This is a genomic window from bacterium, from assembly GCA_009926305.1.
GTDB lineage: Bacteria > Bdellovibrionota_C > UBA2361 > UBA2361 > RFPC01 > RFPC01.
Window position 1 is genome coordinate 38,380 of sequence record RFPC01000001.1, and the last position, 26,234, is coordinate 64,613.

Sequence of the window (26,234 nt, forward strand, 5' to 3'; positions counted from 1 at the left end):
TACTAACTCTTTTCGGCAATTAACAACGTGCCTGATCCCTCATTGGTAAAGATCTCGTTGAGGAACGCATCTGGTTTTAAGCCGTTTGCAATGTGAGCTCTTGGAACTCCCCGTTTCAAAACCTCAATACAGTTTTGAATTTTTGTATGCATTCCACCCTGAACGGTACCATCAGTCAGGAGTTCTTCTGCTTGGGTCAGTGTGATTTCTGAAAGTAGCGAGGTCGGGTCATTTATGTCACGCATCACTCCATCGACGGGCGAGAGCAAACAATACTTTTGAGCTCCAACAGCTTCTGCAATTCCTGCTGCTAGTGTATCAGCATTAATGTTTAAGATTCTGCCCGTAGTATCTGAAACGAGTGAGCAGATAACAGGGACAAACCCCTTTTCTAAAAGAGAATACAGCACGTGAGGATCAATTCCTTTCAGGTCTGCAACTTCACCAAAATCAACATTCTGTTCCTGCTGAGTCTCAACATTTGATACCGTTTGAGGAGGGCGCTTAAAGGCTTTTGCGAGTCCTCCATCAATCCCACTCATTCCAATCGCTGGAACTTCCTCTGCATTCAACGCCGCAACAAGATCGGTATTTACTGTTCCAGCAAAACTCATCTTTGCAGCTTCCAGCATCCCAGGAGAAGTAATTCGCCTTCCATTAATAAACTCAGACTCGATCTGCAACCTATCGGCTAGAGCATTTGCCTGAGGACCACCGCCATGCACAATGATAAGCTGTATGCCCAGCTGGTAGGCAAGCGAGAGCTGCTCCATGAGATTTTTGAGGTGTTTGCCTGGTTTGCATATCTCACCCCCTAACTTAATCACGAATATTTTCCCCTTATAGGCTCGTATATAGGGAATTGCGGTCTTTAAGAGTTGTAAATCTACTTCAGTCATTTTGTATCACTCCATCGTCATTAGTAAAAATCCATTCAAGAATAGAGAGCTGTGCCCAGAGTCGATTCTCAGCCTGTTCAATGATTGCCGAATTTTTGTGGTCAAGAGCCGCATCAGTCGCTACGAGGTTTCTCCGTATCGGCATGCAATGTAAGAGGCGCGTCTCTTCTTGTAGCAGAGGCGCATCCACCATCCAGTGCGCGTGCCGTTCGAAGTCTTGGCGTTGCCGCTCTGGCTGATTATAGAGCGAGCTCGCTCCCCAGCTTTTTACATAAACGATTTTTGTATCATCTGGTAAGCTGCTCGGATCATGGCTTTGGGCGAATGTGCCTCCGAGGAATGTGGTGGTTTCTTTCGCGTACTGAATAAACTCAGTGTGCAATTCATACCCCTCTGGAGCACACACCGTGATATTCATGCCAAGGTGTGCTGCAGCGAAAATCGCTGAGTGGGGAACGGCAAGCGGCAAGGGTTTGATGTGCGGAGCCCATCTGAGACAGAAATTCTTTGCCTTCGGTTCGGTGCAGATTTCTTTGATTGTCAACATGTCAGCTAACATCTGACACGGATGCTCAACCGCTGATTCAAGGCTCATAACTGGAACAGTTGACCAATCCTCGAAGCGGCGTAAGGTGGTGTCTTGCACATCTTCCGTAACTGACTGAAGTTTTGCGAAGCTTCGAAGTGCAAGCGCATCCACATAGCGAGACATCACTCGTACCGCATCTTTCAAATGTTCAGGTCTGTCACTATCCATTCGAATGCCGAGCTGCTCTTCAAAAGCCCAAGAAGATTCTCCTGGGGTAATTGAAAGTGCTTGGCCTCCACATCGAGCCATTGCGGCCTCGAAAGAAAGTTTGGTTCTCAAAGATGGATTCATAAATACCATTCCGAGAATTTTCCCTGAAAGGTCAGGATATCGCCGTTCATATTTCATCAGAGACGCTGCTTGGAGCAGTGAGAGCAGTGTATCAAGAGAACATCGCTTGGCTTGTGTATAGTGCTTCATGTCAGGCCTTCTCCAATGTCGGCTAGCGCCTCGGCCAGTTGTTTCGCATGCGTTTCCTCGACCTGATAAGAGGGAAGAAGGCGCATCACGTTCGAGACGCCACTTGTTCCCGCAAGAATTCTTTTGTCTCTGAGTCCAGTCACGACGCGTTGTGCTGGTGCTGATAAGACGAGACCAAGGAGACAGCCATGTCCGCGTATCTCTTGCACAAGAGAGCAGCACGAAAGCTCGCTGCGGATCGCGTCTTCAAATCTTTGGACTCGTTCCATGAGATGTTCATTCGAGATGATTGATATTGTTTCAAGAACGGCGGCACTCGCTAGTGGTCCTCCACCAAAGGTGGATCCGAGATCTCCAAGTGCAATTTCTTGAGCAATCTCGGCGGTAAAAAGAACTGCTCCGACCGGGAATCCATTTGCTAGGCTTTTTGCTGTTGTGCTCATGTCCGCTTCAATGCCGTGCGTGAGCATTGAACTATCTCGGTGACCATGTCCATTAACATACGGGACTCCTGTGCGGCCTACTCCTGTTTGCACCTCATCAAAAATAAGAAGTGTTCCCGTTTTGCTCGTCTGCTGTCGAAGCGCAATAAGGAATTCATTCTCGATCGTATTAACTCCACCGATACTCTGAATGGGTTCAATAATCACGGCTGCACATGTCTGATCAATCTTCTCAAGCTCAGCGATATTATTCGGTTCTAGGAAGAGGACATTCCCAGTCCACCCTGGTGTTTTTGCATGCCACGATGGGTCGTCTGTAGCAGCAGCAGCCATTGTGGTTCTGCCGTGCCATCCCCCTTTGAATGCCACGATTCGCGAACGTCCCGTGAGTTGAACAGCCAGTTTGAGTGCGTTCTCGTTCGCTTCAGCACCAGAATTGCAAAAGAATAGGGAACTCATTCTGTTGTTCGCAAAGGTGAGTAGAGCTTCGGCGGCTTTGTTCCGAATCGAGAGGCGAGTAAGATTCGAGTAGAAGAAGAGTTTTTCTGATTGGCAAGCAATTGCTTGCTGAATTCGAGGATGATTGTGTCCGAGTGCACATACGGCGTGCCCGCCGTAAAGGTCGAGATATGTATTTCCATCAGAACCAGTCACATATGCCCCGCTTCCGTGGGTAATTTCAAAGGGGTACTGGGGATATGTATTTACGAGAGGAGCTATCGCATCCATACGTTATTCCTTTCTTGATTTACTTAGTAGGGACGAGTGCCAGGGATCATCAAGCCGCGTTCCTCCGGGAGCCCGCACATCAGGTTAAGATTTTGAATGGCTTGTCCAGCCATGCCCTTAACCAGGTTATCAATTGCAGCCATGACAATGAGCTTTTTATCATCTATGGCTACCGAGAGGTCACAAAAGTTTGTGCCGACTACCGGTTGTAGATGTGGTGGCGATTTGCGAAAGCGAATAAATGGATGTTGGGCGCTGAAAGCCTCGAAGGCGTCAACGACTTGATCCGCATTCAGACTCGTCTTGTTGTGCACATGCGTTGTAACGTAGATGCCACGTGCAATCGGAAGGCTTTGTGCAATAAAGCTCGTCTCGCACGATGGTAATCCGATGTGTTTCAGGCATGAACTGATCTCTGGTACGTGCTGGTGAGAGAGAGGCTTATATGCCGTATAGCTCGCATGCCGGGTTGGGTGATGAGTGCCCTCTTTTAGTTCTCGACCTGAGCCAGAAGAACCTGTTTTTGCGTCGAATGCTATGAAGGCTGGCTTGATCAGAGAGGCAATCGGAGCCAGTGACAGGATTGAGGCAGTGGCCAGACATCCTGGGTTGGCAATATGAGATGCAGTTGAGACTGAATTGCTCGCGAGTTCGGTAAGCCCATAGACGAACTTTGTCGCTAACTCCTCATTACGAGGCGTTCCAGGGTAGAATTGCTGATGTAAATCTTGTGCCGATAGTCGATGCGCTCCTGAGAGATCGATAAACTTCATATTGAGCAGTGAGCGTGTCGGCTCTAGAGCTTCTCCTGTTTTACCGCTCACTTCATGTGGAAGAGCACTAATGATTATGCGATGTGGATGCTCTTTAATCGCATCGATATCTAACTCACTTGAGAAACGAAGCGTATCATAGAATCCAAGCAAGTGCGGGTGGATATCTGTTACGAGTTTTCCGACCTGAGTTCGCGAATTGATTGAAACAACTTTCACATCAGGGTGGTGTGCCAAGAGTCGAAGCAGCTCTCCTGCGCCATACCCAGTGCCGCCGAAGATTGCTACTGCAACTGTTGGAGTCGTCAATGTATCGTCAATAGTCATAATATTACTCTGTTGATGGAATACACGGTGTCGCTTTTTCTTGAATACATTGATTCGCAAAACTGATCAGTTCTTCTGTATTCTTTCTGGCATTGATAGCTCGAACTCCGAGTTCGCGTTCAATGTAGTTAATCCCAGCAAGGTTATCTGTTGTTGGACCTGATATGATTTGAGGACGCAGCCCGAATCGTTCCTTTAAGAGTTCTACTCCGCCCCAGGCTCCTACTGGATCATTCGCGCATAAGACAAACGTGGTAGCCATCTGCATGAGCGTAGCGTCTGAAAGAATCTCTTTCACACCATACGTTCCCAGAATTCCATCTCCGAGTTCTGCTACGATGACATCCACCCCTTCTTCAATCAGTGTATGAAAGACGAGGTGGGCCGTCGGAACAGCGGATTCGCTATCGGTGGTAACAACGCCAGCATCGATAAACGTGTGTGCAGTATCTGCCCCGTAATCCTCCATCTCAAGAATATCCCGTAATAGAGAAACTCCAGTCAGCTTGCAAGCACCAACAGTAAGCCCTGAGTTTTTCAAGCCGCGTATCATGCGTGCGCAAACACTCGTTTTCCCCGCCTGCATGCAAGTGCCTGCAACGAAAACTACTGGTACTTTCCTTGAGAAGTTTATTTCTTGCCCATTCGGCCATTGTAATGCACCGTGTTGTGCCACGTGAGCGGGCTCTCCCTGGCGGCTTTCAAACTGAGGAAAAACGAGGATGCTTCCCAGCACCTCGAAGTCAAAAGGTTTGCCTACTTGTGGGTTTGCAGAAGTACATTCTCCGATTACTCCCCCCATATTAAGGACCTGGAGCCTATCCCCAATCGAGATTTTATCGGGGACCCTTCCTGAATACCCATGCAAGGCATCTCGGTGCCCGAGGGTGCCAGCGAGTACTTCTCCAGCATGCAGCCTGATTCGGCGTCCAGAGAGGTTTTCAATTTCATTATAGGTTGTTTTTTCTCCGTGGATCTTGCCAGCAAGTACGTATCCCGGTTTGGCAATAACTTCCTCAGTGATTCGTGCTTCACGTGTAAGTGAGACGTTTTTAGTGGATGATGATATTTTATCAAGTATTATTCTTCGCATCATTATCTCCAGCCAGTTACAGAAGTTTCTGAGTTAAGAAATCAAGAGCGGGTGCTTGTTGAGACGGATCATCAAAGGCGAGAAAAATTGTGTCATCCCCAGCGACTGTTCCAATGAGCCCTTCAATAGACACGGCATCAATCTCAGCTGCCACTCGTTGTGCCGCACCGAGTTTTGTTCGTACAACAATCATGTAGGGGCCAGCAGGTATGATAGCATCAGTAAGACCTTCAGGGAGTTTTTCCTTTAATGCAGAGGGCGGAAGATAACGACCTGAAAATTTTATTATCCCCAGTTCTTGTAAGTCTCGGCTGATGCTTGGTTGTGCCGCTGAGAATCCAGCTGCTTTCATCGCATCACAGATCTCTTGTTGCGAGTAGTAAGGGGACTCCGTTAAGAGTTCTACAAGGGCTGTTTGACGGGCTTCTTTAGAATCTGGCATCAGGTCAATCCTTCTTGTGGTCTTGGTCTGGAGAGGATAATCCCCCATATTAAATATTTATTCAATATATTTTGCATATTTATTCAATTTAGGCTAGCTTTTGCCCGTATGCTTCATTAAAGAGGAGATGAGATGAATAAAGTCGTTGTTGCCTACAGCGGGGGGCTCGATACGAACTACTGCGTGAAGTATCTTCAAGAAAAGGGATATGAGGTTATCACCGTAACGGTGAATACGGGCGGATTTTCGCCTGAGGAACTCTCTCGGATTGAATCAGTTGCTTATGAGGCTGGGGCGACTCGACACGTTACTCTTGATGCCGTCCAAGAGGTGTTCGAACGGTTTGGCACGAGAATTATTCAGGGGAATATACTACGGGGTGGTGTATACCCGTTGGTGGTAGGAGCTGAACGAGTTATTCAAGCAGAAAAAATCGTAGAGATTGCAAAAGAGATTGATGCAATCGCAGTAGCACACGGCTCAACAGGAGCTGGAAACGATCAGGTTCGATTTGACGTCACCTTTCAAACACTGGCACCTGAGCTGGAAGTGATTGCGCCCATCAGAGAGCTTCGACTGACTCGAGAGGAGGAGACGGAGTACTTGAAAGCGCGTGGCCTTGAAATTTCTGCTGCGAAAAAGAAGTACTCAATCAATCAAGGAGTTTTTGGTGTGACCATTGGAGGAGGTGAGACCCACGACCCGTGGCAAACAGTTCCTGAAGAGGCATACGTTCTGACCCGTTCGCTTGCAAGGGTGAGTGATGCTCCACGTGAGGTGGTGGTGGGATTTGAGAAGGGAGTCCCTGTCACTCTCGATGGCACCGATATGGCTGGGCACGAGATCCTCGCCATGCTGAATGCGATTGGGGGCGAGTATGGCTACGGGAGAGGCGTTCATGTCGGCGACACGATTCTTGGAATAAAGGGACGGATTGCGTTTGAAGCACCAGGGATGTTAGCGCTCATCCGAGCCCATCAGGAGCTTGAAAAGATTGTCCTCAGTAAGAGCCAACTCGAATGGAAGCAGACCGTTGCCCAGACTTATGGCACGTTCATGCACGAAGCGAAGTGGTATGAACCGCTCATGAGAGATCTGGAAGCGTTCTTTGATTCTTCACAACAGAAAGTCACAGGGTTAGCGCGTCTCCGGTACGAGAAGGGGCACTGCATTATCACTGGTGTTCAGGCTGATAAATCAGCCCTCTCTGCGGGAACGCTCTACGGGGAGGAGTCCTCTCTCTGGAGTGGAGAAGAAGCCCGTGGTTTCTCAAAGATTTACGGCATGGGGTCTGCCATCTTGCATCGGATCGGGTAAGATCTACGTCGGCTCGAAGGAAGAAAAGGAAAGGAGTTCTCGTGGTCAGTAAGACAGTCTCTGAGTTTGTTGTTTCACCCCAGCAGATGCAGCTTGATATGAAGATGGTTGCCTCAGATATCTGGGGAACAAGAGCACATGTGTTGATGCTTGCACGAACGAAAATAGTTTCGCAAAGTTCTGCAGTAGCAATTCTGCAGGCGCTGGCGGACATTGAGCGGTTGAACGAGCAAGGGAATTTTTCGATTGATCCAAATCGAGGAGCACAGCTTACGCTCGAAAAAGAGATCGTCGAACGGGCAGGAGAGAAAGCTGGTCTATCAGCGCATACCGCGCGGAGCCGTAACGACCAGGTGATGGTAACGGAGCTCCTCTTCTTGCGGGAGGAAGCGTGTGAACTTGCGATACAGTTAGAGCATGTAATCAAGCAGCTCATAACCTTTGCAGAAGAGCATATTGATTGGGTGATGCCCGGGTATACCCACATGCAGCCAGGGAAACCAACAACGGTTGCACAGTGGTGTCTTATGTACTGTGGGGGGTTTGTTCGTATTCATAAAGCGCTTTTCTCGCTCTTATCGCGCTATGATCAGTGCCCTCTTGGCTCAGTAGAATCATTCGGTACTTCTTGGCCTATTGACCGCGAGTATACGGCTGAGCTTCTTGGATTTGAAAAGGTGTGGGAAGTGCCACTTGATGCGATCAGTCACCGAGGCTTTTTCCAGTACGAGTTGCTGCAGATACTTTCCGTTGGTGCGATAGAGCTTTCAAAGTTTGCAACCGATACCTTACAGTATGCGACGTTTGAATATGGATTTCTCGAGTTGGGAGACTCTGTGGCACAACGACTTCACCCAATTACGGGAAGCTCAGTCATGGCACAGAAGAAGAATCCCGATGCCCTCGAATTACTTCGAGCATCTGGGAATCAGGTCGCAGGCTCGATGCTTGCAGGCTTTGAGCTCCTTTCAGGACTTCCAGCCGGATACAATCGAGATGCAAGAGAGTTAAAAGAATACGTGGAACTCGGGCTGAGGAAGTTCAAAACTGGGCTGGGAGTGCTCACAGAAGTACTCGGGAGCATGCGCTTTCACCGTGAGCGTATGGAAGTGCTCGTGAAGCAGAACTATTCCTTAACGACAGACGTAGCTGATTTTGTTTCGCAGACGACTGGTCTGCCGTATCGGCTCGTGTATAAGATTGTAGGGCAGGCAGTGAACGATCTCATGGAGAGAGGTCTTCCCTTGGAAGACCTTCGGGAGTCAGATCTGGTGCGTTATGCCGAGGAGCTCGGCACTTCGCTCAGTGTGAATCCAGAGGACCTCAAAGAGGTCCTGAAGCCTCAAGTGGCTCTATCTCGGAGAAAGCACCGTGGGGGACCAAGTGAGGAGGCTACCAAGCTCTCTGTTGAGCTTTTCGTGAAGGAGTGGGAAGCGTGCAAGGGGGCCCGTGAGGGTGTCCGTCTCAGAATCCAAGAAGCTGTCCATCGGACTGCGAGTGAAGTGGCTCGTGTTCTTGGGGAGAGTGAAAGAGTTTCAGAATGAATGTAATCGAAAAGCTACAGGCTCTGATTCAGATACCTTCAGAGAGTTCCCATGAAGAAGCAATAGCACAGTGGCTCTTTCGTTATCTGAAAGATGCTGGTGTTCAGCCGGAGCAAAAAGAGAATAATGTTTTCTGTCGCATCCCCGGAAAAAATCAAACGAAAGCAATAATCTTCAATGGACATACGGATACCGTTTCGGCTGGAACGCTGAGTGAATGGGGTTATCCCCCCGTGGGAGCAGATGCTGGTGTAGTTGCAGATGGTCGAGTATATGGGCTGGGCGCGAGTGATATGAAAGCGAGCCTTGCCGCTTTTTTAGAGCTTGTGGATCGATATCGAGATGAAGTGCCGCCGCTTGATCTATTCTTTTCGTTCGTGCGAGAGGAGGAGACGACAGGACGGGGGTCTCGCGAATATGTGCAATATTTTCAAGAGAACTGGCAGAGTCGTTATGAAGATGTCATTTGCATTGTTGGTGAGCCAACGGGATTTGAGTACATAGAACTTGGAAATCGTGGAGTGCACCATGTTGAGCTTGTCATTGAAGGGGTGGCTTGCCATGCCTCTCAAGCAGCGGGGAAGACCACCAACGCTCCTGAACTTGCATTTGAAGCGATGAGCCGAATAGAGGAGCTCAAGAAGGAGTGGGGGAAGTCATTTGTGCATGAGCAGTTGGGCAAGCCAGCGGTAACGATGACAGGGATCCGCTCAAGTGAGAGTTCTGTGAATAGTGTTCCGTCGTCTGTGTTACTTCGGTGGGATATTCGAACTACGCCAGAACTACATCCTCAGGTGAAGAGTCTTATGGAGGATGCGCTCGGCGATCTTGGGAAGGTGGTAGGATTACGTGATCCGTGCCAGTGTGCATTTTGTCCGATAGATAGTTCGCTTGTCCGTGCGTTTGAAGCGGCACATCCCGCAGTTGAGCACCGAATTGCACGAGGGGGGAACGATTGTGGTAGTTTTATCGAAGTGGGGATTCCTGCGGTGACATTTGGTCCTGGCAAAAAAGAAGTCATTCACCAGATGGATGAGTATGCTCCTGTGCAAGAGCTTGAGCGAGCGTGTGAGGAGTACGACAAGGTTATTCAGGCATTTGCTTCTTGTCGATGAGAGGAACGGTGTAATCGCTAACAAATTGATATTTCTGACAAATCTAAATTTCCATATCCGATACTGCCCATAGCGATCGTATCCCTCGAATGGTACAAGAAAGGGAGGTCTTTTCGTTTCAGTAATTAGGGATATGAACACACATCAGAAAGTAACAACCGAGAACCTACCAGCGGGGAATTCCTGTGGCCCGTTCGCTCGCTGTTTCTTCTCGAACATGGTGGACTATGCAGGCCTTTTCCCTCCAGCTGGTCTTCCGCTGGAAGTGGCAGTCAAGAATTTTCTTAAGTACCGAGAGTCTTCATCCAGTTGGATCCTCTCTCGGTTCGTTATTACTGCCGAATCTTTCCGTTCGCTTCAAGACGATCTTCTGGCTCATTTCTCTGCGGACAATCCATTTCGGATTTCTCTCCTTGTCGGAGATTCTGATAGCGAAATTGCTGAAGTCTTCTCTCTTGTCGAACGCAGTGAGGGGCGTGTTCTGTTGGATATGATTGAGTGTCGAATTCAAGAGCATAGCAATAGTCTTGACGTGTTGCGTAACAAACATGAATTTCTTATCAGTAGTCACTTCGCAGAAGGTTTATCCTCAATATTCTTCGAGCTCGCTCTTCACTCGGACTGGGAGGAGAGCATGAAAAAAGTCGTAGAGGAAATAGCAGCGAGGAATAGTGAGTCGAGGCTGCTTTCTGGATTTAAGTTGCGTTGCGGTGGAATACAAAACCATCTCATCCCTTCCCCGGAGAGCATAGCGATAACCCTTGAAACGGTTTCGGCTCACGCAGTTCCTATCAAGTTTACGGCAGGGTTACATCATCCCTTTCGACACGCTCCACGCTCAGAGGAGGGAGGACGTACAGAGTTAGTTCATGGATTTTTTAATGTCTACTTCGCCGCACTCGTTGCTTTTCTTCGCAATGAGCCAGCCTCAGCACTTGTTCCTATTCTCAGTGCTACCGTTCTCAGTGCTACCGAGGATAACGTGGAACTGCCAGTCTTTGACGCATCCTCGGTCTCTTGGTTTGGGCATCGTCTCCTGTTTTCTGAGATAGAGAAGGCTCGGCACGAGCTTGTGCTTTCGTTCGGGAGCTGTAGTTTTGAGGAGCCGGTGATGGATGCAGAGAATCTCGGTTGGATGAAACAATAAGGGAGCAGAAATTCGTGGTACAAAAGTCATTTGTTAAGGTTGCAGAGAGCTCTCACTTTCCGATTCAGAACCTTCCGTATGGAGTGTTTTCTCGTGATGGAGGCGCACCGCATATCGGGGTTGCCATCGGAGAAGAGATACTTGATCTGACAGTACTCCAACAAAAAGGAGTTCTGGAGGGAGACTATTTTCAATCGCCTACCCTGAATCGGTTTATGCAGGAGGGGAAAAGTGAGTGGCAAAAAGTAAGGCGTACAATACAACAGTTGCTTGATGAGAGTTGTGCAATCATCCAGTCAGATGCCTCTTTATTGAAAGAGGTTCTTGTAAAGCAGAGTGAAGTTCAGCTCTTACTCCCGATCGAAATTGGAGACTATACTGATTTTTACTCCTCGAGAGAACACGCAACAAATGTCGGGAGCATGTTCAGAGATCCGAATAACGCCCTCCTTCCGAACTGGTTACATGTTCCCGTAGCATATCACGGACGGGCAAGTTCGGTTGTGATCTCTGGGACCGATATCCGTAGACCATGTGGACAAACGAAAGCTGATGATAAGGAGCTCCCGTCTTTTGGGCCGTGTCGACTCATGGACTATGAGCTCGAACTTGGACTGATCATCGGGAAAGAGAACGCACTCGGTGAGCCGATTTCAATACAAGAGGCAAACGATTATATATTCGGCATGGTGCTCGTGAATGACTGGAGCGCGCGTGATATTCAGAAATGGGAATACGTACCACTCGGCCCATTCCTTGCGAAGAACTTCGCAACTTCTATCTCCCCGTGGATCGTTACTATGGACGCCTTGAAAGAGTTTAAGGCTGCTGGTCCCAAGCAAGATCCTGAGCCGCTTCCGTATTTGCGTCAGGGGGGAGAGAATGGATTTGACATCCAGTTGGAGGCATATTTAACGACTCCTGATCTCAGGCAGCCTGAAGTGATTACCAGAACGAATGCGCGCAATCTGTACTGGAGCCCTGCCCAACAGATTACTCATCATGCTAGTAATGGCTGTAGTTTACGGGTAGGGGATTTAATAGCCTCAGGAACTATCAGTGGAACGGATCCTGATTCTTATGGCTCGCTATTAGAGGTAACATGGAAGGGGACTCGCCCAATTCAACTTCCTTCAGGGGAAACGCGTACCTTCTTAAGAGATGGAGACACCTTAACCCTCTCAGGGTATGCAACAGGGAATGGCTATACTATAGGGTTTGGAGAAGTGAGCGGGAAGATCTTGCCAGCATGCATTGATGAACAACTGATTGTTGAGAGATAGGAGGAAGAGACATGAGTGATAATCCACTACGCATGAAACGCTTTGGTCCCGTTACGTTATATGTTGAAGATGCACGGGGTGAAGCTGAGCGACTATCCGAATTAATGGGAATGGATATTGCGTATGTCCCTGAAAAGGAGGAGGAGCCTGTCTATGGCATTGAAGCGGAGGATGTTCTCTTCATTCTTGATAGTAGAGATGATGCGTCTCTCTTAGCGCGACAATCAGGCAACTTTATTCGTGAAATCGGTATTCGGGTTGAGAATACAAAGGAGGCTCTCACAGAAATCGGGAAGAGAACAGACCAACCTTCAGGCATTTGTGATGTCACTGGAGTGGGACATCTCAAGGCACCACATGACGGTGGGCTATTTTTCCGTTTTCTTGAAGATGATCAAACACCTTATTTGGGGATGACTCCAAACCCTCATCTTCAGCGCGCCTCCTCGCATGCATTTCAGCGAATTGATCATATCGTAACGAACACACAGAAGATTCTCCCCGTGATTGATTTCATGAGAGATGTTTTTGGAATGAAAAAAGTGAATGAGTTTACTATTCGAGTAGAAGCGGACGAATTTATGGCCTCGCTCTACAGTGAAGTCATGGGCTTGTATGGAACGGAAGAGGCAATTCTTTTCCCGGTTAATGAACCTCTAGCGGGAGATGACGAGTCTCAAATTCCAGCTCAACTGAGAGAAATGGGAAGGAGCCACGCACAGCATATAGCGCTGGCCACTGATAACATCATTGGCTCTATTCAGAGCCTCAGAGCTCGGGGTCTTGGATTCCTAGAGTTTCGGAATCAAAAGCATGCAGAGTGTTACTATGATGAGGTGCCAAAGAGGCTTGGAGATATCACTCCAGAAGAGGCATTCGATACACTGAAGCGACTTGGGATTTTAGTGGACAAGTGTGGAGAGGGATATTTACTTCAGTTATTTTCTAAGCGGATGTTTCCAGGGAGAAGTGTGCCATTTATTGAGATCATTCAGCGGGCAAGTGATGTAATCGGATGTTTCGGTGATGGAAACTTTGCTGCGTTAGCCGAGTCATTAGAATACTCAATGCGTTCAGAAAGCCTGGAATCCTAGGTGTTCGTTGTACGTAAATTTATATATTCCTATGCTCCGTTGGAGCCGGGATGTAATGAGAGGATGGAGAAGATAGGAAATGTTACATTCGAAGATTAAAATCCAAGTAGCGAAGGTCTGTATTCTTATGAGCTTCGCTGTTATGTCTGCGATGCTCATCGCTTGCAGTGGAGTGAGCGCACCCTCAAAAAAAGAACTTATTAAGAACTTTTATCTTACCGAAGCGGCTGTGCTTGTGAGTCCGCATCACCTCAGGAAAGCAATGATGAAGGGAAAGAGTGATTTTACTCTTGTTGACTTAAGGAGTGCTGAGGAGTATCGCAAGGCTCATATTAAGGGTGCGCTTAACATTCCTGCATACTCTTCGCCAGATAAGTCAGCCTATGATCAGGTTGAAAGAATAGTCGGGGCCTTTCGAGAGCTTCCTCAAGATAAAGATATTATTGTTTACTGTTACAGTGAGCCGTGCATGACGGGAAGAAAGATAGGGAAAGTGCTTGCTGAGCATGGGATTTATGTACGTCATCTTGGTGTTGGTTGGAACGAGTGGCGTTACCATTGGACTACCTGGAATCATGAACACGAATGGAGTCAAACGAAGGTTGAAGATTATGTGACGACCGATCGACAGCTCAACTCGTCAGTTCAAGTCAATGGGGCACACTCTTCGGCGAATGACAATCGAAAGGGGAGCTTAGATGCCTGCGTTGCAGAATCGGAGCTTGGCTGCTGAAAAGAAAGAATGGATGAGCCATTAAGCTCGAATCTCGTTGCAACTCAGAAAAAGAGTCGTGTCTGATTACAACTTATCGACAGGTATATCCACCATCAATGATCAGCTCTGATCCAGTGATAAATTTTGCTTCTTTCGATGCAAGGTAGAGCGCTCCGTAAGCGATATCATCTGGCTCGCCAATGTGTCCGATTGGATGCTTTTCGGCGATTAATTTTTTACCTGCCTCGTTGTTTAGCCCCTGACTCTCAAGATGGTGTTCTACCATGGGTGTCCAAATATACGCTGGATGAATTGAGTTTACGCGTATTCCATCTTTTGCATAGAGCAGGGCATCTGTTTTTGTCATCAATCGGACAGCCCCCTTTGATGCATGATACGGAGGAACATCATCTCCACCGATCAGACCATAGATTGAGGAGAGATTCACTATGCTACCTCCGCCATTTTCTATCATTTTAGGAATGATATGTTTTGTGCAAAAGAAGACGCCCTTTACATTCACAGCTTGAACTGCATCCCATTCTTCTTCTGTGATTTCGTGTGTTGGCTTATTAGCGCCAGCAATTCCCGCGTTATTAATTAGTATCGTTGGGGCTCCAAAGTCTTGTTGAATTTTTCTGAAAACAGTTTCTACTTCTCTTTCTTTGGAAACATCCATTTTAAAGAAGCTGGCCTTTCCATTATAGTGGCGTATTTTGTCACATAAGCTCTCTCCTTGATCTTCAAGGATATCTGTTACCGCAACAACTGCGCCCTCTTTGGCGAATAGCTCTGCAGTAGCTCTCCCGATTCCTAGAGCACCACCAGTGATGATTGCAATCTCATTATCGAGTCGTTGCATGCTATTTCCCCCTTGTAAGTAATTTGTGCTGCGCCTCGCATCATGAAAGGAAATCAGTGCGCTGAGTATGATGAGCATCAATTTCTTTTCGTTGAAGAGAGTGCAGAGTGAGCCAGAAAAAAACAGCAATGAGAGGAGGAGATTTTGAGTGACTATATTCGGTGGCTAGAGGACGTTTCTCATGAAGATACTGCTGAGGTAGGAGGAAAGAACGCTTCTCTTGGAGAACTGTTTCGAGAATTAACAAAAGACGGCATACAAGTGCCCTATGGATTCGTCATTACCGCAAGTGCCTATCGTAGGTTTCTCCGGGTTGCTCAGATTGAGGCTCGTATCATGCAGCTTCTTTCAGTGCTTGATACAAAAGATCTTTCTGATCTGCAAAAACGTGCACGAGCAATACGTGAGTTAATTATATCTGCTAGTTTTGATGATGTATTGAGGGGTGAGATTACTCAAGCATATGCGCATCTTTGCAAAGAGTCTGGCTCACCTGTTGATGTAGCTGTTCGTAGTTCTGCTACTGCTGAGGATCTTCCCGAGGCAAGCTTTGCAGGGCAGCAAGAGAGTTTTTTGAATGTCTCCGGGGAGCGAGCGTTACTTCAGGCCTGTAAGCAGTGTTTTGCATCTCTATTTACGGAAAGGGCGATTTCATATCGAGTTGAGCAAGGCTTTGATCAAGATGATATTGCTCTCTCAGTAGGTGTACAGCGCATGGTCCGTGCAGACCTTGCTTGCTCAGGAGTCGTCTTCACACTTGATCCAGATTCTGGATTTCAAGACGTCGTACTTATAACTGGGGTGCACGGTCTTGGTGAGCCATTAGTGCAGGGAAAAATTTCACCAGATGAGTTTTATGTTTTTAAGCCAACGCTCCGTGATGGATATCGTGCAATTCTTGCCAAAAATCTTGGTACAAAGTGGAATAAGATGGTCTATTCTGAATCAGGTCAAGCTACCACAACAACAATACGTGCTTCCTATGCTGAGCGCTCACGTTTTGTATTAAATGATGATGAGGTGCTCTTACTCGCTGAATGGGCATGCCGAATAGAGGATCATTTTTCTAAGAAACTTGGGCGACCGGCTCCCATGGATATAGAATGGGCAAAAGATGGTAATGATGGAAAGTTATATGTCGTGCAAGCAAGACCCGAAACGGTAGTCTCTCAGCGCGAGCAACATCTGCTCCAAACATATCGACTAAAGCAAGTGGGGGAGGTTCTCCTGAGTGGACAAGCTATTGGTCAGCGAGTCGGTCATGGAGCAGTACGGGTATGTCCTGATATATCTCGAATGTGTGAATTTCAGCAAGGTGAGATCCTTGTGGCAGATACAACCGATCCTGATTGGGAACCTCTCATGGAGAAAGCGAGTGCTATTATTACGAATCGTGGTGGACGCACGAGTCATGCGGCGATCGTTAGTAGAGAACTTGGTGTTCCTTGCGTTGTTGGAACAGAGTTTGCCACTGACACGCTCCGAGATGGTCAAGAAGTAACCGTATCGTGCTCGGAAGGAGAGGTAGGAAAGGTGTATAAGGGTCTCATTGAATTTGAGGTGGAGGAAGTCTCCCTTCCAAGTTTGCCTACAACGAGTACGAAAGTCTGTTTAAATGTTAGCGAGCCTCGTAAAGCATTTACCCATGCAGCATTGCCGAATGACGGAGTTGGTCTAACGAGAATTGAATTCATTCTTGGCTCATACATCGGCATTCATCCACGGGCCCTGATTGATTTCGAGCAGATTAAAGATCCCATAACCCGAAGAGAGATTGAGAAGCTCACCTGGAGCTATCCTCGTAAAGCAGAGTTCTTCATAGAGCGCTTGGCTCAGGGAGTCGCCATGATAGCAGCAGCGTTCTATCCAAAGCCTGTGATCGTACGATGTAGTGATTTGAAATCAAATGAGTATGCCAGACTTCTCGGAGGAGAACAGTTCGAACCAGCGGAGGAAAATCCGATGCTCGGATGGCGAGGCGCTTCGAGATACTATGATGAAAGATTCCGTTCTTGTTTTGAGCTTGAATGCGAGGCGATTAAGAGAGTCTTTTATACTCTTGGCCTCAAAAATATTATACTGATGGTTCCATTTTGTCGCACGCCAGAGGAGGGGAGAAAGATTATTGAACTCTTTAATGATTTTGGGATTCATCAAAGTGATATTCCCATTTATGGTATGTGTGAGATTCCCTCGAATATACTCTTGGCGGATGAGTTTCTTGAAATATTTGACGGACTGAGTATTGGTTCTAATGATCTGACACAGCTCGTGCTTGGCGTCGATAGGGATTCTGCATTAGTAGCTCACCTCTTTTCAGAGGTAGAGCCATCTGTTCAAAAGCTCATACGAGAAGTGATTCAGTCTGCACATCGGCATGGAAAATACATTGGACTTTGTGGAGATGCACCCTCTTCGAATCCAGATATCCTTCGTTTTCTCGTTGAAGAGGGTATTGATGCTATTTCAGTTACACCAGATGTTCTCCTGAAGACGCGTATCGCTGTTTCTGCACTAGAAGATGAGACGAAACCTGAATCATCTGTGTCTTTGGCGCAGGTTCAAGTTCAATAAGAAGAGATTGCTCATATGCTAATCGCGTAATTCCATCTCACAGTGGGGACATAAAAAAATGTCTGGATTACTCATTGGTGGCTCTTCATCCGTTATATCGAGTTCATCAGTGTAGTTAAAAAGTTTGCCACATCTTGAGCAGGCAACAGCAATTGTATCATCTTTCCGATTGAATTGATCTGAGGTTCGAAGCGTTACATTTCGCTTCCTAGTCTTTTGTCCAAATGACTTCAATTTGTGCACCATATATATTACGCCTCTTTCTGAAATAGAACTTGATAGAGTTGACATGGCCCCGTTCGAAAGCTCGCTTCCACACTGTAGAGATAAAATTCCCACATTCTCATGAAGCGCTCGCTATACTGTCCTCCAAGCTTAAGAACCTGTTCTCGATGTTTATTGAAATTTGCTCTCCAATGAGCAATTGTATGGACATAGTGCTCACGAAGATTTTCAATATGAGTGATGATAAGCCCTGCTCTTCGCATCTCATAAGTAATCTCCTCAAGTCTTGGAAGATAACCACCTGGAAAAATATATTTCATAAGCCATGGGTCGGAACCTTCCTCGGGGGCACTAGCCGTAGAAATTGTATGGAGAAGCCCACGTCCACCAGGGCGAAGCACTCGTCGAATCATCCCCATGAATTGTGAATACGATTGTCTCCCCACATGTTCAAACATGCCGATGCTTACAAAGTAATCAAAGGTCCCATCGAGTTCGCGATAGTCAAGAAGAAGTGCCTTGGCTCGATTGGACATTCCTTTTGGGCCGAGGACATTCTTTACATAGTGATATTGTTTTTGGCTCAGGGTAATGCCTGTGGCATGAATATTTGCAAAGCGTTGAGTAATATAATGAAGCATGCCACCCCAGCCACATCCAACATCAACGAGAGATGCATCGCTATCTCTAATGGCAAGCTTATCTGCAATCAGGGAATATTTATTTTGTTGAATCTCGAAAAGTGTTTCATCAGGTGAACGTTGATAGCCACATGAGTATGTCATTGACCTATCGAGCATATATGAAAAGAAGGTGTTTCCAAGGTCATAATGATCTCTAACATTCTTGCTGCTCGAAGTCAGTCGGGTTGGACTTCGAAGGAGATGCTGCAACAAAATGCGTAGCCGTGTTTGTATGTCTTCTCGAATATGCTCCCACAGCTTATTCTGAAATAAAATGCAGAAAAAATCTCCAAGAGATCCATGGAGAATCTCCCATTCTCCATCCATGTAGCTCTCTCCGAGGCCAAGTGAGCCTTGTTGGATAAGCCGTATAAAGAGGTTCTCGTTATGAATACGCCAAGTGCAATCATAGCCAGAGTTTTGTCGCCCATATGTTTGCGTTTTTCCGTTGGGAAACACGATTCGTAATGTCCCATAATGAATCTGCTGCAGTAATCTGTGTGCAGCAATTGGAACTACGGGAAGAGCTTTTGATGATACTACTCGCAGTTGGGGACTATGCGTAATATCCTGTTGCGCCTGTTTTTCAATTAAAAATCCCACTTTAACCCCCCTTGTTTCATATCTTGTGACTGATTAACCGAGATGAATTGGTTTGTCGGTGATTTGTATCATTGTTCATCAGGGTGGTGTTTCTAGACGATCGCGATCATGGTAGCTGACATTGGCAAATTCTATTCTTTCTTACGATTGAGATTGTACAAAGGATAGCAAGCAGGAAAATCAACCGATGCTGTTCCTTCTTGGAGGAAAAGGGATGAACTTTGAAGCCTATATCGATAGTACACGTATATTTATTAGTGACGTTGCTAGTGAACTTGGAACGCCACAGGATATCGATCGAGCTTTTCGAGTTACAAGGGCAGTGTTCGCTGCTCTGCGTGAGAGATTGACCAAAGAAGAATCTTTCGATCTCATCTCACAACTTCCATTTCTTTTAAAGGCGCTTTACATCGATGGCTGGAATCCTAGTCGACAAAAGGTAGCTGAGGGACGGCACATCTCTGATTTTGTAGCGACTGTACGACAAGCAGATATGCGCTCAATGTCAAAAGATTTTGGTAATGATCATTCTGCACAGACTTCAATAGAGGCTGTATTTCGGGTGCTCAAACAGAAAATTAGTAACGGAGAAGTGGCGCATATAGCAGGTGGATTTCCGAAAGAATTGAAGAGTTTCTGGTTAAATGCCTAAAGAGGGGGAAGAGAATGGCGATACGCGAGTTAGAGAAGCAAGAGTGGCAACAGTATTTTTCTCATCTGCCTCAAGCAGGGCAGTATGAAGAGTTTCAGATTGAGGTGATTTCACCACGAATAGGTGCTCAGGTTGATGCCGCCTGGGAGCCATTTAAAAATATGAAATATGATCCCTCAAACGATGAAATTGAGATTCTATCACCAAAAGTTGGACACTTCATTCGATCTCCTCAACAGGTTACCGTCGAGGCTAATAATTCTGGAGCTGAGATTATGGAAGTTATAGATAAGGAGCAAACAAAGTTCATTATAAGCCTACGTACAGCAAAGAAACTTGAACGATAGAGACAATGAGCATGCCGGCAGGAAGGAATGGTGCGACCGGAGCTCTCTCCGCACGTCTTCGATTAGAAATGGTTGAGAAGCAGATTCGTGCTCGAGGAATTCATTCTGCAGCAATTCTGTCCGCTATGCAGGTAGTTCCTCGAGAAGAATTTCTTCCGATCGAGAGTCGTGGTCTTGCATATAAGGACCAACCCGTTCCAATCGGCCACGGGCAAACAATTTCACAACCATATATTGTGGCTCTGATGCTTGAGTTGCTTGGTCTCAAATCCACCGACACAGTACTTGAGGTCGGCGTTGGGAGTGGCTATGCAATTGCTATTATCAGTCGGATCGTGACTCGAGTGTATGGAATTGAATGGCATGCTGACTTAGCGATACATGCCTGTGAGCGAATTCAGAAGCTTGGGTATGAAAATGTAGTTGTTCAGCAAGGAGATGGCTCCCAGGGATTGCCAGAGAAAGCTCCCTTCGATGCAATTCTTGTATCAGCAGCAGGATGGAGTATTCCAGACGTGCTTCGTAGACAGTTGAAGATAGGTGGGAAGATGGTTCTTCCTGTCGGTAAAAAGTACGACATACAAAAACTCTTGTGTATTCAACGAGTCAGTAAAGAAAGATTTATTGAAAAGGAGCATGGGTCAGTACGGTTTGTGCCACTCGTTGGGAGTGCTGGTTGGGACTCGAGGCTTGCTCCCCAGGTAAAGAGCAACGGTACTCTTCCTAAGCTTATTCATGAGGTTGCTATTCCTTTTGATGACATCTATGGAGATCACTTGGATGGGCTCATAGAGCGCATCGGAGAGAGTCGTATAGTTTTAATAGGTGAAGCAACTCATGGAACATCGGAATTTTACACTATACGTGCTGCCATCACTGAGCAGCTAATATCCCGGAAGGGATTTACCATTGTCGCGATTGAAGGTGATTGGCCAGATGCATATTATATAAACTCCGACTTACAGGGGAATAAAGAGCATCGACAAGAAGGATTTATTCCCTTTGGTAGATTTCCAATATGGATGTGGAGAAATGCTGAAACGGCTCGTTTTCTCTGTTGGCTAAAGAGCTATAATTCTCAAATAAAAGAACCAGAAGACCGGGTACTATTTGCTGGACTTGATATTTATAGTCTCCATTCATCGATGACAGCAGTTCTTCGTATCCTTGAGCAGATAGATGTGCCGTTGGCTAATAAGGTTCGAGCGCGATATGAGTGTCTGACTCCCTGGGAAGAAGAGCCAAGCGATTATGGAAGGGCGGTCTTATCTGGAATACGAAAGGATTGTGAAGAGCAAGTTCTCTCTGTTCTACAAGAGCTACTGGAGTGGAGACTTCAACTCAATAGCAATGGTCATAAGAAAAGTGACTTAATGAATTTGTTGCAAAATGCCCGCATTGTCGCTAATGCAGAGGAGTATTACCGAAGTCTTTATTGTAGCTCCACGAGTTCATGGAATCTTCGTGATCAACACATGTTTGATACTCTGAATCAGCTACTAGAGGGTAATGGAGGGACTTCGCGAGCCGTAGTCTGGGCTCATAATTCGCATATCGGAATAGCATCTGCAACAGAGATGGGAAAGCGTGGGGAGTTCAATCTTGGTCAGTTATGCAGAGAGGCTTTCAAGGAGAAAGCATATCATATTGGCTTCGGCCTGAATGGAGGTGTGGTAGCAGCTGCTTCCCATTGGGGTGGTAAGCTGGAGAGAAAAAAAATTCATCCAGCTATAAGTGGAAGTTATGAAAACATCTTTCACGAATCACACGTACCAAGATGCTTTCTTCCTCTGCGGGAGCCTGCACGTAAGGAGGTATGCGAGGAGCTCAAAGAATCTCGACTCGAGAGAGCGATTGGTGTCATCTACAGACCAGAGCGAGAGCGATCCAGCCACTATTTTCACGCAGTTCTACCAGAGCAGTTTGATGAATATGTATGGTTTGATACTACAAAACCAGTTACCCCCCTTCCAGAAGTAGAATCGCATGGAGCACCTGATATCTTTCCCTTTGGACTATGAGCAAACGGTTTGTGATAGGGCAAAAGGAGCAACCTACTGCTCCAATTTTGCAGATAGTTATTTTCAATGGGAATGAATATTTACCTTCTCAACTCATGTTGAGGCACTTAGGGTAAATTTTATCCCAGAATAGGGTTCATAGCTTCCTCGTTGAGAGAGTGGGTAGATATGTTTGTTAATTCACGATCAATATTTTTTTCATCATTGAGCATATGACCCACAGTCTCCATGATCTTTTTATACCCTAGGGTTTTCGCGTAGGCTTGGCAGGTGCCAAATCCAGAGATGTCATGATGGTTAAGATGTTGAATGGAGACGGCAATTCCAGCTTCTCGGACTTGAAGGTCGGTTGAGCGACTAATGATTTCAGTCGCCTCATGAATGAGACCACGGGTCGCTTCGCATCCTTCTCCCCCAATATCAGCGTCAAGCTCAAGGAAGATATTTTCCAATGTCTCAAGATGATGTCGAGTCTTTTTCTGAAGCTCTTCAATGACTTTTCGAAGTTCGGGTGTTTTCGCTTCTTTCAGCAAAGTCGGAAAGAAGCCAAGTTGTCGATTTGCTGAATCGTATCGGTCTCTGAGTTGTTCAATAAAGAGGTCCTTCAAGTTTGCAATCTTACTCATACTAAACTCCATTGATAACTTGCTACGCTATTGTGAATTTAATTGTGATGTTATTGAGCAATCGTGTCAGTGATAACGATCAGCTTATGGTACTAGAAGTATCATCTGGCAAGTGGAGCAGAGATGAATCAAAGCCTGATGAATCATAGCCTGTACAGAGCTCCTCGTAATGAGAGAATTGCTCTTGCCAAAGGGTTGATGGAAGATTTTGTGAATTCAACAGGGCTACTCGGAGATCCTGCCACAAGTCGGCGCTATCTATGGACCGATGCATTCGCAGTCTGTAACTTGGTCTCACTCTATCGCCTTACTCAACAAAAGAGATTCTTACAATTAGCTCTGAAGCTTGTGGTACAGGTTCATGAGGTCTTGGGACGTCATCGTGAAGATGATATCCGAACAGGATGGTTGAGCGGTTTTAATGAGCATCAGGGCCGAAAACATCCAACAAGTGGTGGTTTGCGAATTGGCAAGAAGTTAATGGAGCGACATGCCACTGAGTCATTTGATGAGCAGCTAGAGTGGAGTCGTGATGGACAGTATTTTCATTATCTTGCAAAGTGGGCTCACGCACTTTCCGTAATTGGTTACGAGACAGGAGATAAGACATATCATAGGCAGGCATACGAGCTCATTAAAGCCACCTTACCCAAGTTTCTCTATCAAACTGCATCTTCGATGAATCGTCGAATGTATTGGAAGATGAGCATTGATCTCTCTCGTCCACTCGTCTCATCAATGGGGCATCTCGATCCTCTCGATGCTCTTATAGTGGTTTATCAGATCCAGAGGAATTATTCCGAAAGGAAGGAAGATTTTGAATCTGAGCAAGAGAGCTTGATGGAGATTTGCGGTCATTCGACGTGGAGAACGACAGATATGCTCAGTATTGGTTCTCTTATGATTGAAGCGTATCGAATGGGACAGCTCATTATGCTTGGAGAGACTCTTGATGTTTCACTCCTCTATGAAGTTATTCATGGAGCCTATGAAGGGCTCTCAGAGCTCGAAGGGGTAGATTGGGATACTAACCCGGAGCTCCGCTTGGCTTTCCGAGAGTTGGGACTCGTTATCGGACTCAAAGCCATTGGGCGTTTTTCTGAATTGGTACTTCAAGAGAAAGGTCTGCGAGATGTTCTTGCAAAATCTCTAGTCGCCTTTGAACGCTTCTTGCCCCTTGTTGGAGTAATAGAAAGTTTCTGGTTAGCTCCTGAGCATAGGCTAAATAATACCTGGATTCAGCATGTAGACATAAACGAGGCAATGCTTGTTACTACGCTACTACCCGATGGATTTCTTGAGTTAGAACCTGAAGAGAGTTGATCGATATCATAGGCGAAAATAAAGAGCAGATTTACAGTTTTGGATATCGGGTTGACCCGTCTTAAAAGAACACAATACTTAAGGAGGTATTCAAAATGACATTTCTACCATCGCTCTTTGAGCCTAGGTCCCGTCTTTCATCATTCTTTCCATCTCTACGCCGTGAGCGTTATGGTGATGTTGAGGATGTAATGGAGAATCTATGGAGTCAATTTCCCGTTCCTGCATACACCATAGGAGTGAATGGAAAGCGGTTTCCGATAGACATCGAGGAGCAAAATGATAAGTACGTTATTCAGGCTGAGATGCCGGGTATTAGCAAAGAGAACATTGATATTACTCTGAAGGATAAGGTGCTAATTGTCCGATATGAACAAGGTGAAGAAAAGGAGGAAAAGGGGAAAAGCTATCTTTGTCGCGAATGCTGGAAAGGATCATCATCGCGTTCAGTCATGTTGCCACATGCAAAGGGAGAGCAGGATGTCGAGGCAACATTACGTGATGGCGTATTAAAAATTGAGGTGAAGAAGGAGCCAGCTGAGGTTTCAAAGAGAATTGCTATCCACTAGTTGAAAATATTTCGATAGTACGAGGATGGAGTCTCTTCCTAAGAGACTCCACTTTGTATTTTGAATTGGTGATATAACCCATCAATCGGGAGAAATTACTTTGAAAGAGTGTAAGATAACTATTCTCTTGTCATAACCATTCTTCGATGACTATCGCATATTTTTCGATGGAGATTGCCCTCTCTCCGGAGATGCCAACATATAGTGGAGGCCTAGGCGTTCTAGCGGGAGATACCATCCGAAGCGCGGCTGATGCGGGCATACCAATGGTCGGGATTACACTACTACATCGCAAGGGATACTTTTTACAAAAAATTTCAAAAGAGGGAATACAATTTGAATATCCATCTCCATGGGAGATAGAAAAAAAGCTTGTTGAGCTTTCGCCTCAGGTGTTCGTTGAGCTCTATGATCGAGTGGTTCATATACGCGGTTGGAGATGGGATTATTGTGGATTGCAGGGCAAGATCCCAGTGTTTTTTCTTGATACGCGTCTAGCTCATAATAATGAAGAGGATCAAAAGCTCACTGATTATTTATATGGTGGGGCTCCTCACTATCGTCTGTGTCAGGAAATAGTTCTTGGAATCGGAGGAGTAAGGCTGTTAAGAGCACTTGGGTACAATTCAATCGAGCGATTCCATATGAACGAGGGACATTCAAGCTTGCTTGCTGTTGAGCTTCTACGAGAAGAAATGGACAGGATGCAGGTATCTGAGGTGACGCCTTTAATCCTTGACCGTGTCAGAAAACGTTGTGTTTTTACCACACATACTCCAATACCAGCTGGTCATGACCAGTTCGATAAACAGATGGTCGAAGAAGTCATGTGCGATACGAGGATACTTGAGTCAGCACATCTCTTTTCGCAAGGGAAAACGCTGAACCTTACCTCTGTTGGTTTTGAACTAAGCCATTTCATCAATGGAGTTGGGAAGCGGCATGGTGAAGTTACTCGACAACTCTTTCCGAACTATTCTATTGAAGCCATAACAAATGGGGTGCATGCAGCAACGTGGGTATCGAGTGCTTTTCGTGACCTGTTTAGCCGATATATTCCACGATGGGAATCAGATAACGCAAGTCTTCGATACATATTGAATGTGCCCTTGGAGGAGATTTGGATGGCACATCAAAGTGCAAAGAGAGAGCTTCTTTCTTTTGTTTGCCAACATGCAAAACGTGAACTGAGAGAAGATATATTTACTATTGGATTTGGGAGGAGAATAACGGCATATAAGCGTCCATTGCTCCTATTTGCTGACCATGAGCGATTACGTGCAATAGCGAAGCTCAATGGAGGTTTGCAAATAATTTACGGTGGAAAGGCTCATCCAAGGGATTATAGTGGAAAGGGGATTATTGAAGAATTAATTCGTCGAGGCGAAAAAGAGGAGTCAGACATTCAATTCGTATTTTTGGAGAATTATGGGATGGAGACAGCTCGGAAAATGACCGCTGGTGTTGATCTTTGGCTGAATACTCCTGAGCCACCTCAGGAAGCATCGGGCACCAGCGGCATGAAAGCAGCCTTAAATGGAGTTCCTTCATTAAGCGTCTTGGATGGATGGTGGTTAGAGGGGTGTATCGAGGGTCGGACTGGCTGGGCAATCGGAACACGACAGATTTGAGCATGGGGCTATATATTGGGATGCTACCGATCTGTATCAGAAGCTAGAGGATGTAATAATGCCGCTATTTCATAACCAGAGAGATGAATTTATTGATGTGATGAGACATGCGATAGCTCTGAATGGATCTTTTTTCACTACGGAGCGAATGCTTACATCCTATATCGCAAAAGCCTACTACCTGTAGT

The 26,234-nt window shown here is 46.2% G+C and carries 23 protein-coding genes and 1 pseudogene; 14 read left to right on the forward strand and 10 right to left on the reverse strand.

The features are described 5' to 3' along the window. Positions 1–2 precede the first annotated feature (2 nt). The 6 genes from argB to EBR25_00190 are packed head-to-tail and all read right to left on the reverse strand — an operon-like array spanning position 3 to position 5,763. Positions 3–899: an acetylglutamate kinase gene (argB, locus tag EBR25_00165; protein ID NBW39396.1), complete on the reverse strand. Its 897-nt coding sequence runs from the start codon at positions 897–899 to the stop codon at positions 3–5. Continuing rightward, the gene (locus tag EBR25_00170; GenBank protein NBW39397.1) at positions 892–1,908 is read right to left on the reverse strand and encodes an N-acetylornithine carbamoyltransferase; all 1,017 of its coding nucleotides are present in this window, start codon (positions 1,906–1,908) and stop codon (positions 892–894) included. The genes argB and EBR25_00170 overlap by 8 nt, the downstream gene beginning before the upstream one ends. Continuing rightward, complete coding sequence (locus tag EBR25_00175; protein ID NBW39398.1) at positions 1,905–3,080, reverse strand: aminotransferase class III-fold pyridoxal phosphate-dependent enzyme; 1,176 nt, start codon at positions 3,078–3,080, stop codon at positions 1,905–1,907. The genes EBR25_00170 and EBR25_00175 overlap by 4 nt, the downstream gene beginning before the upstream one ends. A gap of 23 nt (positions 3,081–3,103) precedes the next feature. Then, a complete protein-coding gene (argC, locus tag EBR25_00180) occupies positions 3,104–4,180 on the reverse strand; it encodes an N-acetyl-gamma-glutamyl-phosphate reductase (GenBank protein ID NBW39399.1) in 1,077 nt (358 codons plus the stop codon). Positions 4,181–4,184: 4 nt separating this feature from the next. Continuing rightward, entirely contained in the window at positions 4,185–5,273 is a 1,089-nt protein-coding gene (locus tag EBR25_00185; GenBank protein ID NBW39400.1) for a hypothetical protein, read from the reverse strand. A gap of 16 nt (positions 5,274–5,289) precedes the next feature. After that, the gene (locus tag EBR25_00190) at positions 5,290–5,763 is read right to left on the reverse strand and encodes a hypothetical protein (GenBank protein ID NBW39401.1); all 474 of its coding nucleotides are present in this window, start codon (positions 5,761–5,763) and stop codon (positions 5,290–5,292) included. 84 nt (positions 5,764–5,847) lie between these two features. On the opposite strand from EBR25_00190, the gene EBR25_00195 reads away from it, so the two are divergent. The 7 genes from EBR25_00195 to EBR25_00225 all read left to right on the forward strand — a co-directional run bounded on the left by EBR25_00195 (position 5,848) and on the right by EBR25_00225 (position 13,948). Then, a complete protein-coding gene (locus EBR25_00195) occupies positions 5,848–7,032 on the forward strand; it encodes an argininosuccinate synthase (GenBank protein ID NBW39402.1) in 1,185 nt (394 codons plus the stop codon). 41 nt (positions 7,033–7,073) lie between these two features. Next, entirely contained in the window at positions 7,074–8,576 is a 1,503-nt protein-coding gene (argH, locus tag EBR25_00200) for an argininosuccinate lyase (protein NBW39403.1), read from the forward strand. Next, complete coding sequence (locus tag EBR25_00205) at positions 8,573–9,691, forward strand: M20 family peptidase (protein NBW39404.1); 1,119 nt, start codon at positions 8,573–8,575, stop codon at positions 9,689–9,691. The genes argH and EBR25_00205 overlap by 4 nt, the downstream gene beginning before the upstream one ends. A gap of 133 nt (positions 9,692–9,824) precedes the next feature. Then, on the forward strand, positions 9,825–10,838 hold the full coding sequence (locus EBR25_00210) for a hypothetical protein (protein NBW39405.1): 1,014 nt from the start codon (positions 9,825–9,827) through the stop codon (positions 10,836–10,838). Positions 10,839–10,852: 14 nt separating this feature from the next. Continuing rightward, positions 10,853–12,121, forward strand: coding sequence for a fumarylacetoacetase (gene fahA, locus EBR25_00215; GenBank protein NBW39406.1), 1,269 nt, complete (start codon positions 10,853–10,855; stop codon positions 12,119–12,121). A gap of 11 nt (positions 12,122–12,132) precedes the next feature. Then, positions 12,133–13,215: a hypothetical protein gene (locus EBR25_00220; GenBank protein ID NBW39407.1), complete on the forward strand. Its 1,083-nt coding sequence runs from the start codon at positions 12,133–12,135 to the stop codon at positions 13,213–13,215. A gap of 79 nt (positions 13,216–13,294) precedes the next feature. Then, entirely contained in the window at positions 13,295–13,948 is a 654-nt protein-coding gene (locus EBR25_00225) for a rhodanese-like domain-containing protein (protein ID NBW39408.1), read from the forward strand. 73 nt (positions 13,949–14,021) lie between these two features. Here the strand turns inward: EBR25_00225 and EBR25_00230 are convergent, their stop codons facing one another. After that, positions 14,022–14,792, reverse strand: a complete 771-nt coding sequence (locus EBR25_00230; protein NBW39409.1) for a glucose 1-dehydrogenase — start codon at positions 14,790–14,792, stop codon at positions 14,022–14,024. A 141-nt stretch (positions 14,793–14,933) separates the two neighbouring features. On the opposite strand from EBR25_00230, the gene EBR25_00235 reads away from it, so the two are divergent. Beyond that, a complete protein-coding gene (locus tag EBR25_00235; GenBank protein NBW39410.1) occupies positions 14,934–17,366 on the forward strand; it encodes a phosphoenolpyruvate synthase in 2,433 nt (810 codons plus the stop codon). A gap of 18 nt (positions 17,367–17,384) precedes the next feature. Here EBR25_00235 and EBR25_00240 read toward each other — a convergent pair whose 3' ends face one another. Then, positions 17,385–17,612, reverse strand: a complete 228-nt coding sequence (locus EBR25_00240) for a hypothetical protein (GenBank protein NBW39411.1) — start codon at positions 17,610–17,612, stop codon at positions 17,385–17,387. Between the two features lie 5 nt (positions 17,613–17,617). Further along, a complete protein-coding gene (locus EBR25_00245; GenBank protein ID NBW39412.1) occupies positions 17,618–18,877 on the reverse strand; it encodes a class I SAM-dependent methyltransferase in 1,260 nt (419 codons plus the stop codon). Positions 18,878–19,064: 187 nt separating this feature from the next. Here EBR25_00245 and EBR25_00250 point away from each other — a divergent pair, with 187 nt between their 5' ends. Genes EBR25_00250 through EBR25_00260 form a run of 3 tightly spaced genes read left to right on the forward strand, consistent with a single transcriptional unit; the run spans position 19,065 to position 21,897 of the window. Next, positions 19,065–19,529: a DUF2267 domain-containing protein gene (locus tag EBR25_00250; protein ID NBW39413.1), complete on the forward strand. Its 465-nt coding sequence runs from the start codon at positions 19,065–19,067 to the stop codon at positions 19,527–19,529. Positions 19,530–19,543: 14 nt separating this feature from the next. Beyond that, the gene (locus tag EBR25_00255; protein ID NBW39414.1) at positions 19,544–19,876 is read left to right on the forward strand and encodes a hypothetical protein; all 333 of its coding nucleotides are present in this window, start codon (positions 19,544–19,546) and stop codon (positions 19,874–19,876) included. Positions 19,877–19,887: 11 nt separating this feature from the next. After that, the gene (locus EBR25_00260) at positions 19,888–21,897 is read left to right on the forward strand and encodes a protein-L-isoaspartate(D-aspartate) O-methyltransferase (protein NBW39415.1); all 2,010 of its coding nucleotides are present in this window, start codon (positions 19,888–19,890) and stop codon (positions 21,895–21,897) included. 119 nt (positions 21,898–22,016) lie between these two features. Here the strand turns inward: EBR25_00260 and EBR25_00265 are convergent, their stop codons facing one another. Further along, the gene (locus tag EBR25_00265) at positions 22,017–22,535 is read right to left on the reverse strand and encodes a DUF892 family protein (protein ID NBW39416.1); all 519 of its coding nucleotides are present in this window, start codon (positions 22,533–22,535) and stop codon (positions 22,017–22,019) included. Between the two features lie 126 nt (positions 22,536–22,661). Between EBR25_00265 and EBR25_00270 the strand changes: the two genes are divergently transcribed. From EBR25_00270 to glgP, 3 genes and pseudogenes are all read left to right on the forward strand, one after another. Next, on the forward strand, positions 22,662–23,846 hold the full coding sequence (locus tag EBR25_00270) for a hypothetical protein (GenBank protein NBW39417.1): 1,185 nt from the start codon (positions 22,662–22,664) through the stop codon (positions 23,844–23,846). A gap of 95 nt (positions 23,847–23,941) precedes the next feature. Next, a complete protein-coding gene (locus tag EBR25_00275) occupies positions 23,942–24,415 on the forward strand; it encodes an Hsp20/alpha crystallin family protein (GenBank protein ID NBW39418.1) in 474 nt (157 codons plus the stop codon). A 167-nt stretch (positions 24,416–24,582) separates the two neighbouring features. Beyond that, positions 24,583–26,233: pseudogene (gene glgP / locus EBR25_00280) on the forward strand (alpha-glucan family phosphorylase). The last annotated feature ends 1 nt before the right edge of the window (position 26,234 follow it).

Bases quoted from the DNA above. Each gene is read 5' to 3' on its own strand.
- argB (NBW39396.1), bottom strand. From the start codon at position 899: ATGACTGAAGTAGATTTACAACTCTTAAAGACCGCAATTCCCTATATA.
- EBR25_00170 (NBW39397.1), bottom strand. From the start codon at position 1,908: ATGAAGCACTATACACAAGCCAAGCGATGTTCTCTTGATACACTGCTC.
- EBR25_00175 (NBW39398.1), bottom strand. From the start codon at position 3,080: ATGGATGCGATAGCTCCTCTCGTAAATACATATCCCCAGTACCCCTTT.
- argC (NBW39399.1), bottom strand. From the start codon at position 4,180: ATGACTATTGACGATACATTGACGACTCCAACAGTTGCAGTAGCAATC.
- EBR25_00185 (NBW39400.1), bottom strand. From the start codon at position 5,273: ATGCGAAGAATAATACTTGATAAAATATCATCATCCACTAAAAACGTC.
- EBR25_00190 (NBW39401.1), bottom strand. From the start codon at position 5,763: ATGGGGGATTATCCTCTCCAGACCAAGACCACAAGAAGGATTGACCTG.
- EBR25_00195 (NBW39402.1), top strand. From the start codon at position 5,848: ATGAATAAAGTCGTTGTTGCCTACAGCGGGGGGCTCGATACGAACTAC.
- EBR25_00205 (NBW39404.1), top strand. From the start codon at position 8,573: ATGAATGTAATCGAAAAGCTACAGGCTCTGATTCAGATACCTTCAGAG.
- EBR25_00210 (NBW39405.1), top strand. From the start codon at position 9,825: ATGAACACACATCAGAAAGTAACAACCGAGAACCTACCAGCGGGGAAT.
- EBR25_00220 (NBW39407.1), top strand. From the start codon at position 12,133: ATGAGTGATAATCCACTACGCATGAAACGCTTTGGTCCCGTTACGTTA.
- EBR25_00225 (NBW39408.1), top strand. From the start codon at position 13,295: ATGTTACATTCGAAGATTAAAATCCAAGTAGCGAAGGTCTGTATTCTT.
- EBR25_00230 (NBW39409.1), bottom strand. From the start codon at position 14,792: ATGCAACGACTCGATAATGAGATTGCAATCATCACTGGTGGTGCTCTA.
- EBR25_00240 (NBW39411.1), bottom strand. From the start codon at position 17,612: ATGGTGCACAAATTGAAGTCATTTGGACAAAAGACTAGGAAGCGAAAT.
- EBR25_00250 (NBW39413.1), top strand. From the start codon at position 19,065: ATGCTGTTCCTTCTTGGAGGAAAAGGGATGAACTTTGAAGCCTATATC.
- EBR25_00255 (NBW39414.1), top strand. From the start codon at position 19,544: ATGGCGATACGCGAGTTAGAGAAGCAAGAGTGGCAACAGTATTTTTCT.
- EBR25_00260 (NBW39415.1), top strand. From the start codon at position 19,888: ATGCCGGCAGGAAGGAATGGTGCGACCGGAGCTCTCTCCGCACGTCTT.
- EBR25_00265 (NBW39416.1), bottom strand. From the start codon at position 22,535: ATGGAGTTTAGTATGAGTAAGATTGCAAACTTGAAGGACCTCTTTATT.
- EBR25_00270 (NBW39417.1), top strand. From the start codon at position 22,662: ATGAATCATAGCCTGTACAGAGCTCCTCGTAATGAGAGAATTGCTCTT.
- EBR25_00275 (NBW39418.1), top strand. From the start codon at position 23,942: ATGACATTTCTACCATCGCTCTTTGAGCCTAGGTCCCGTCTTTCATCA.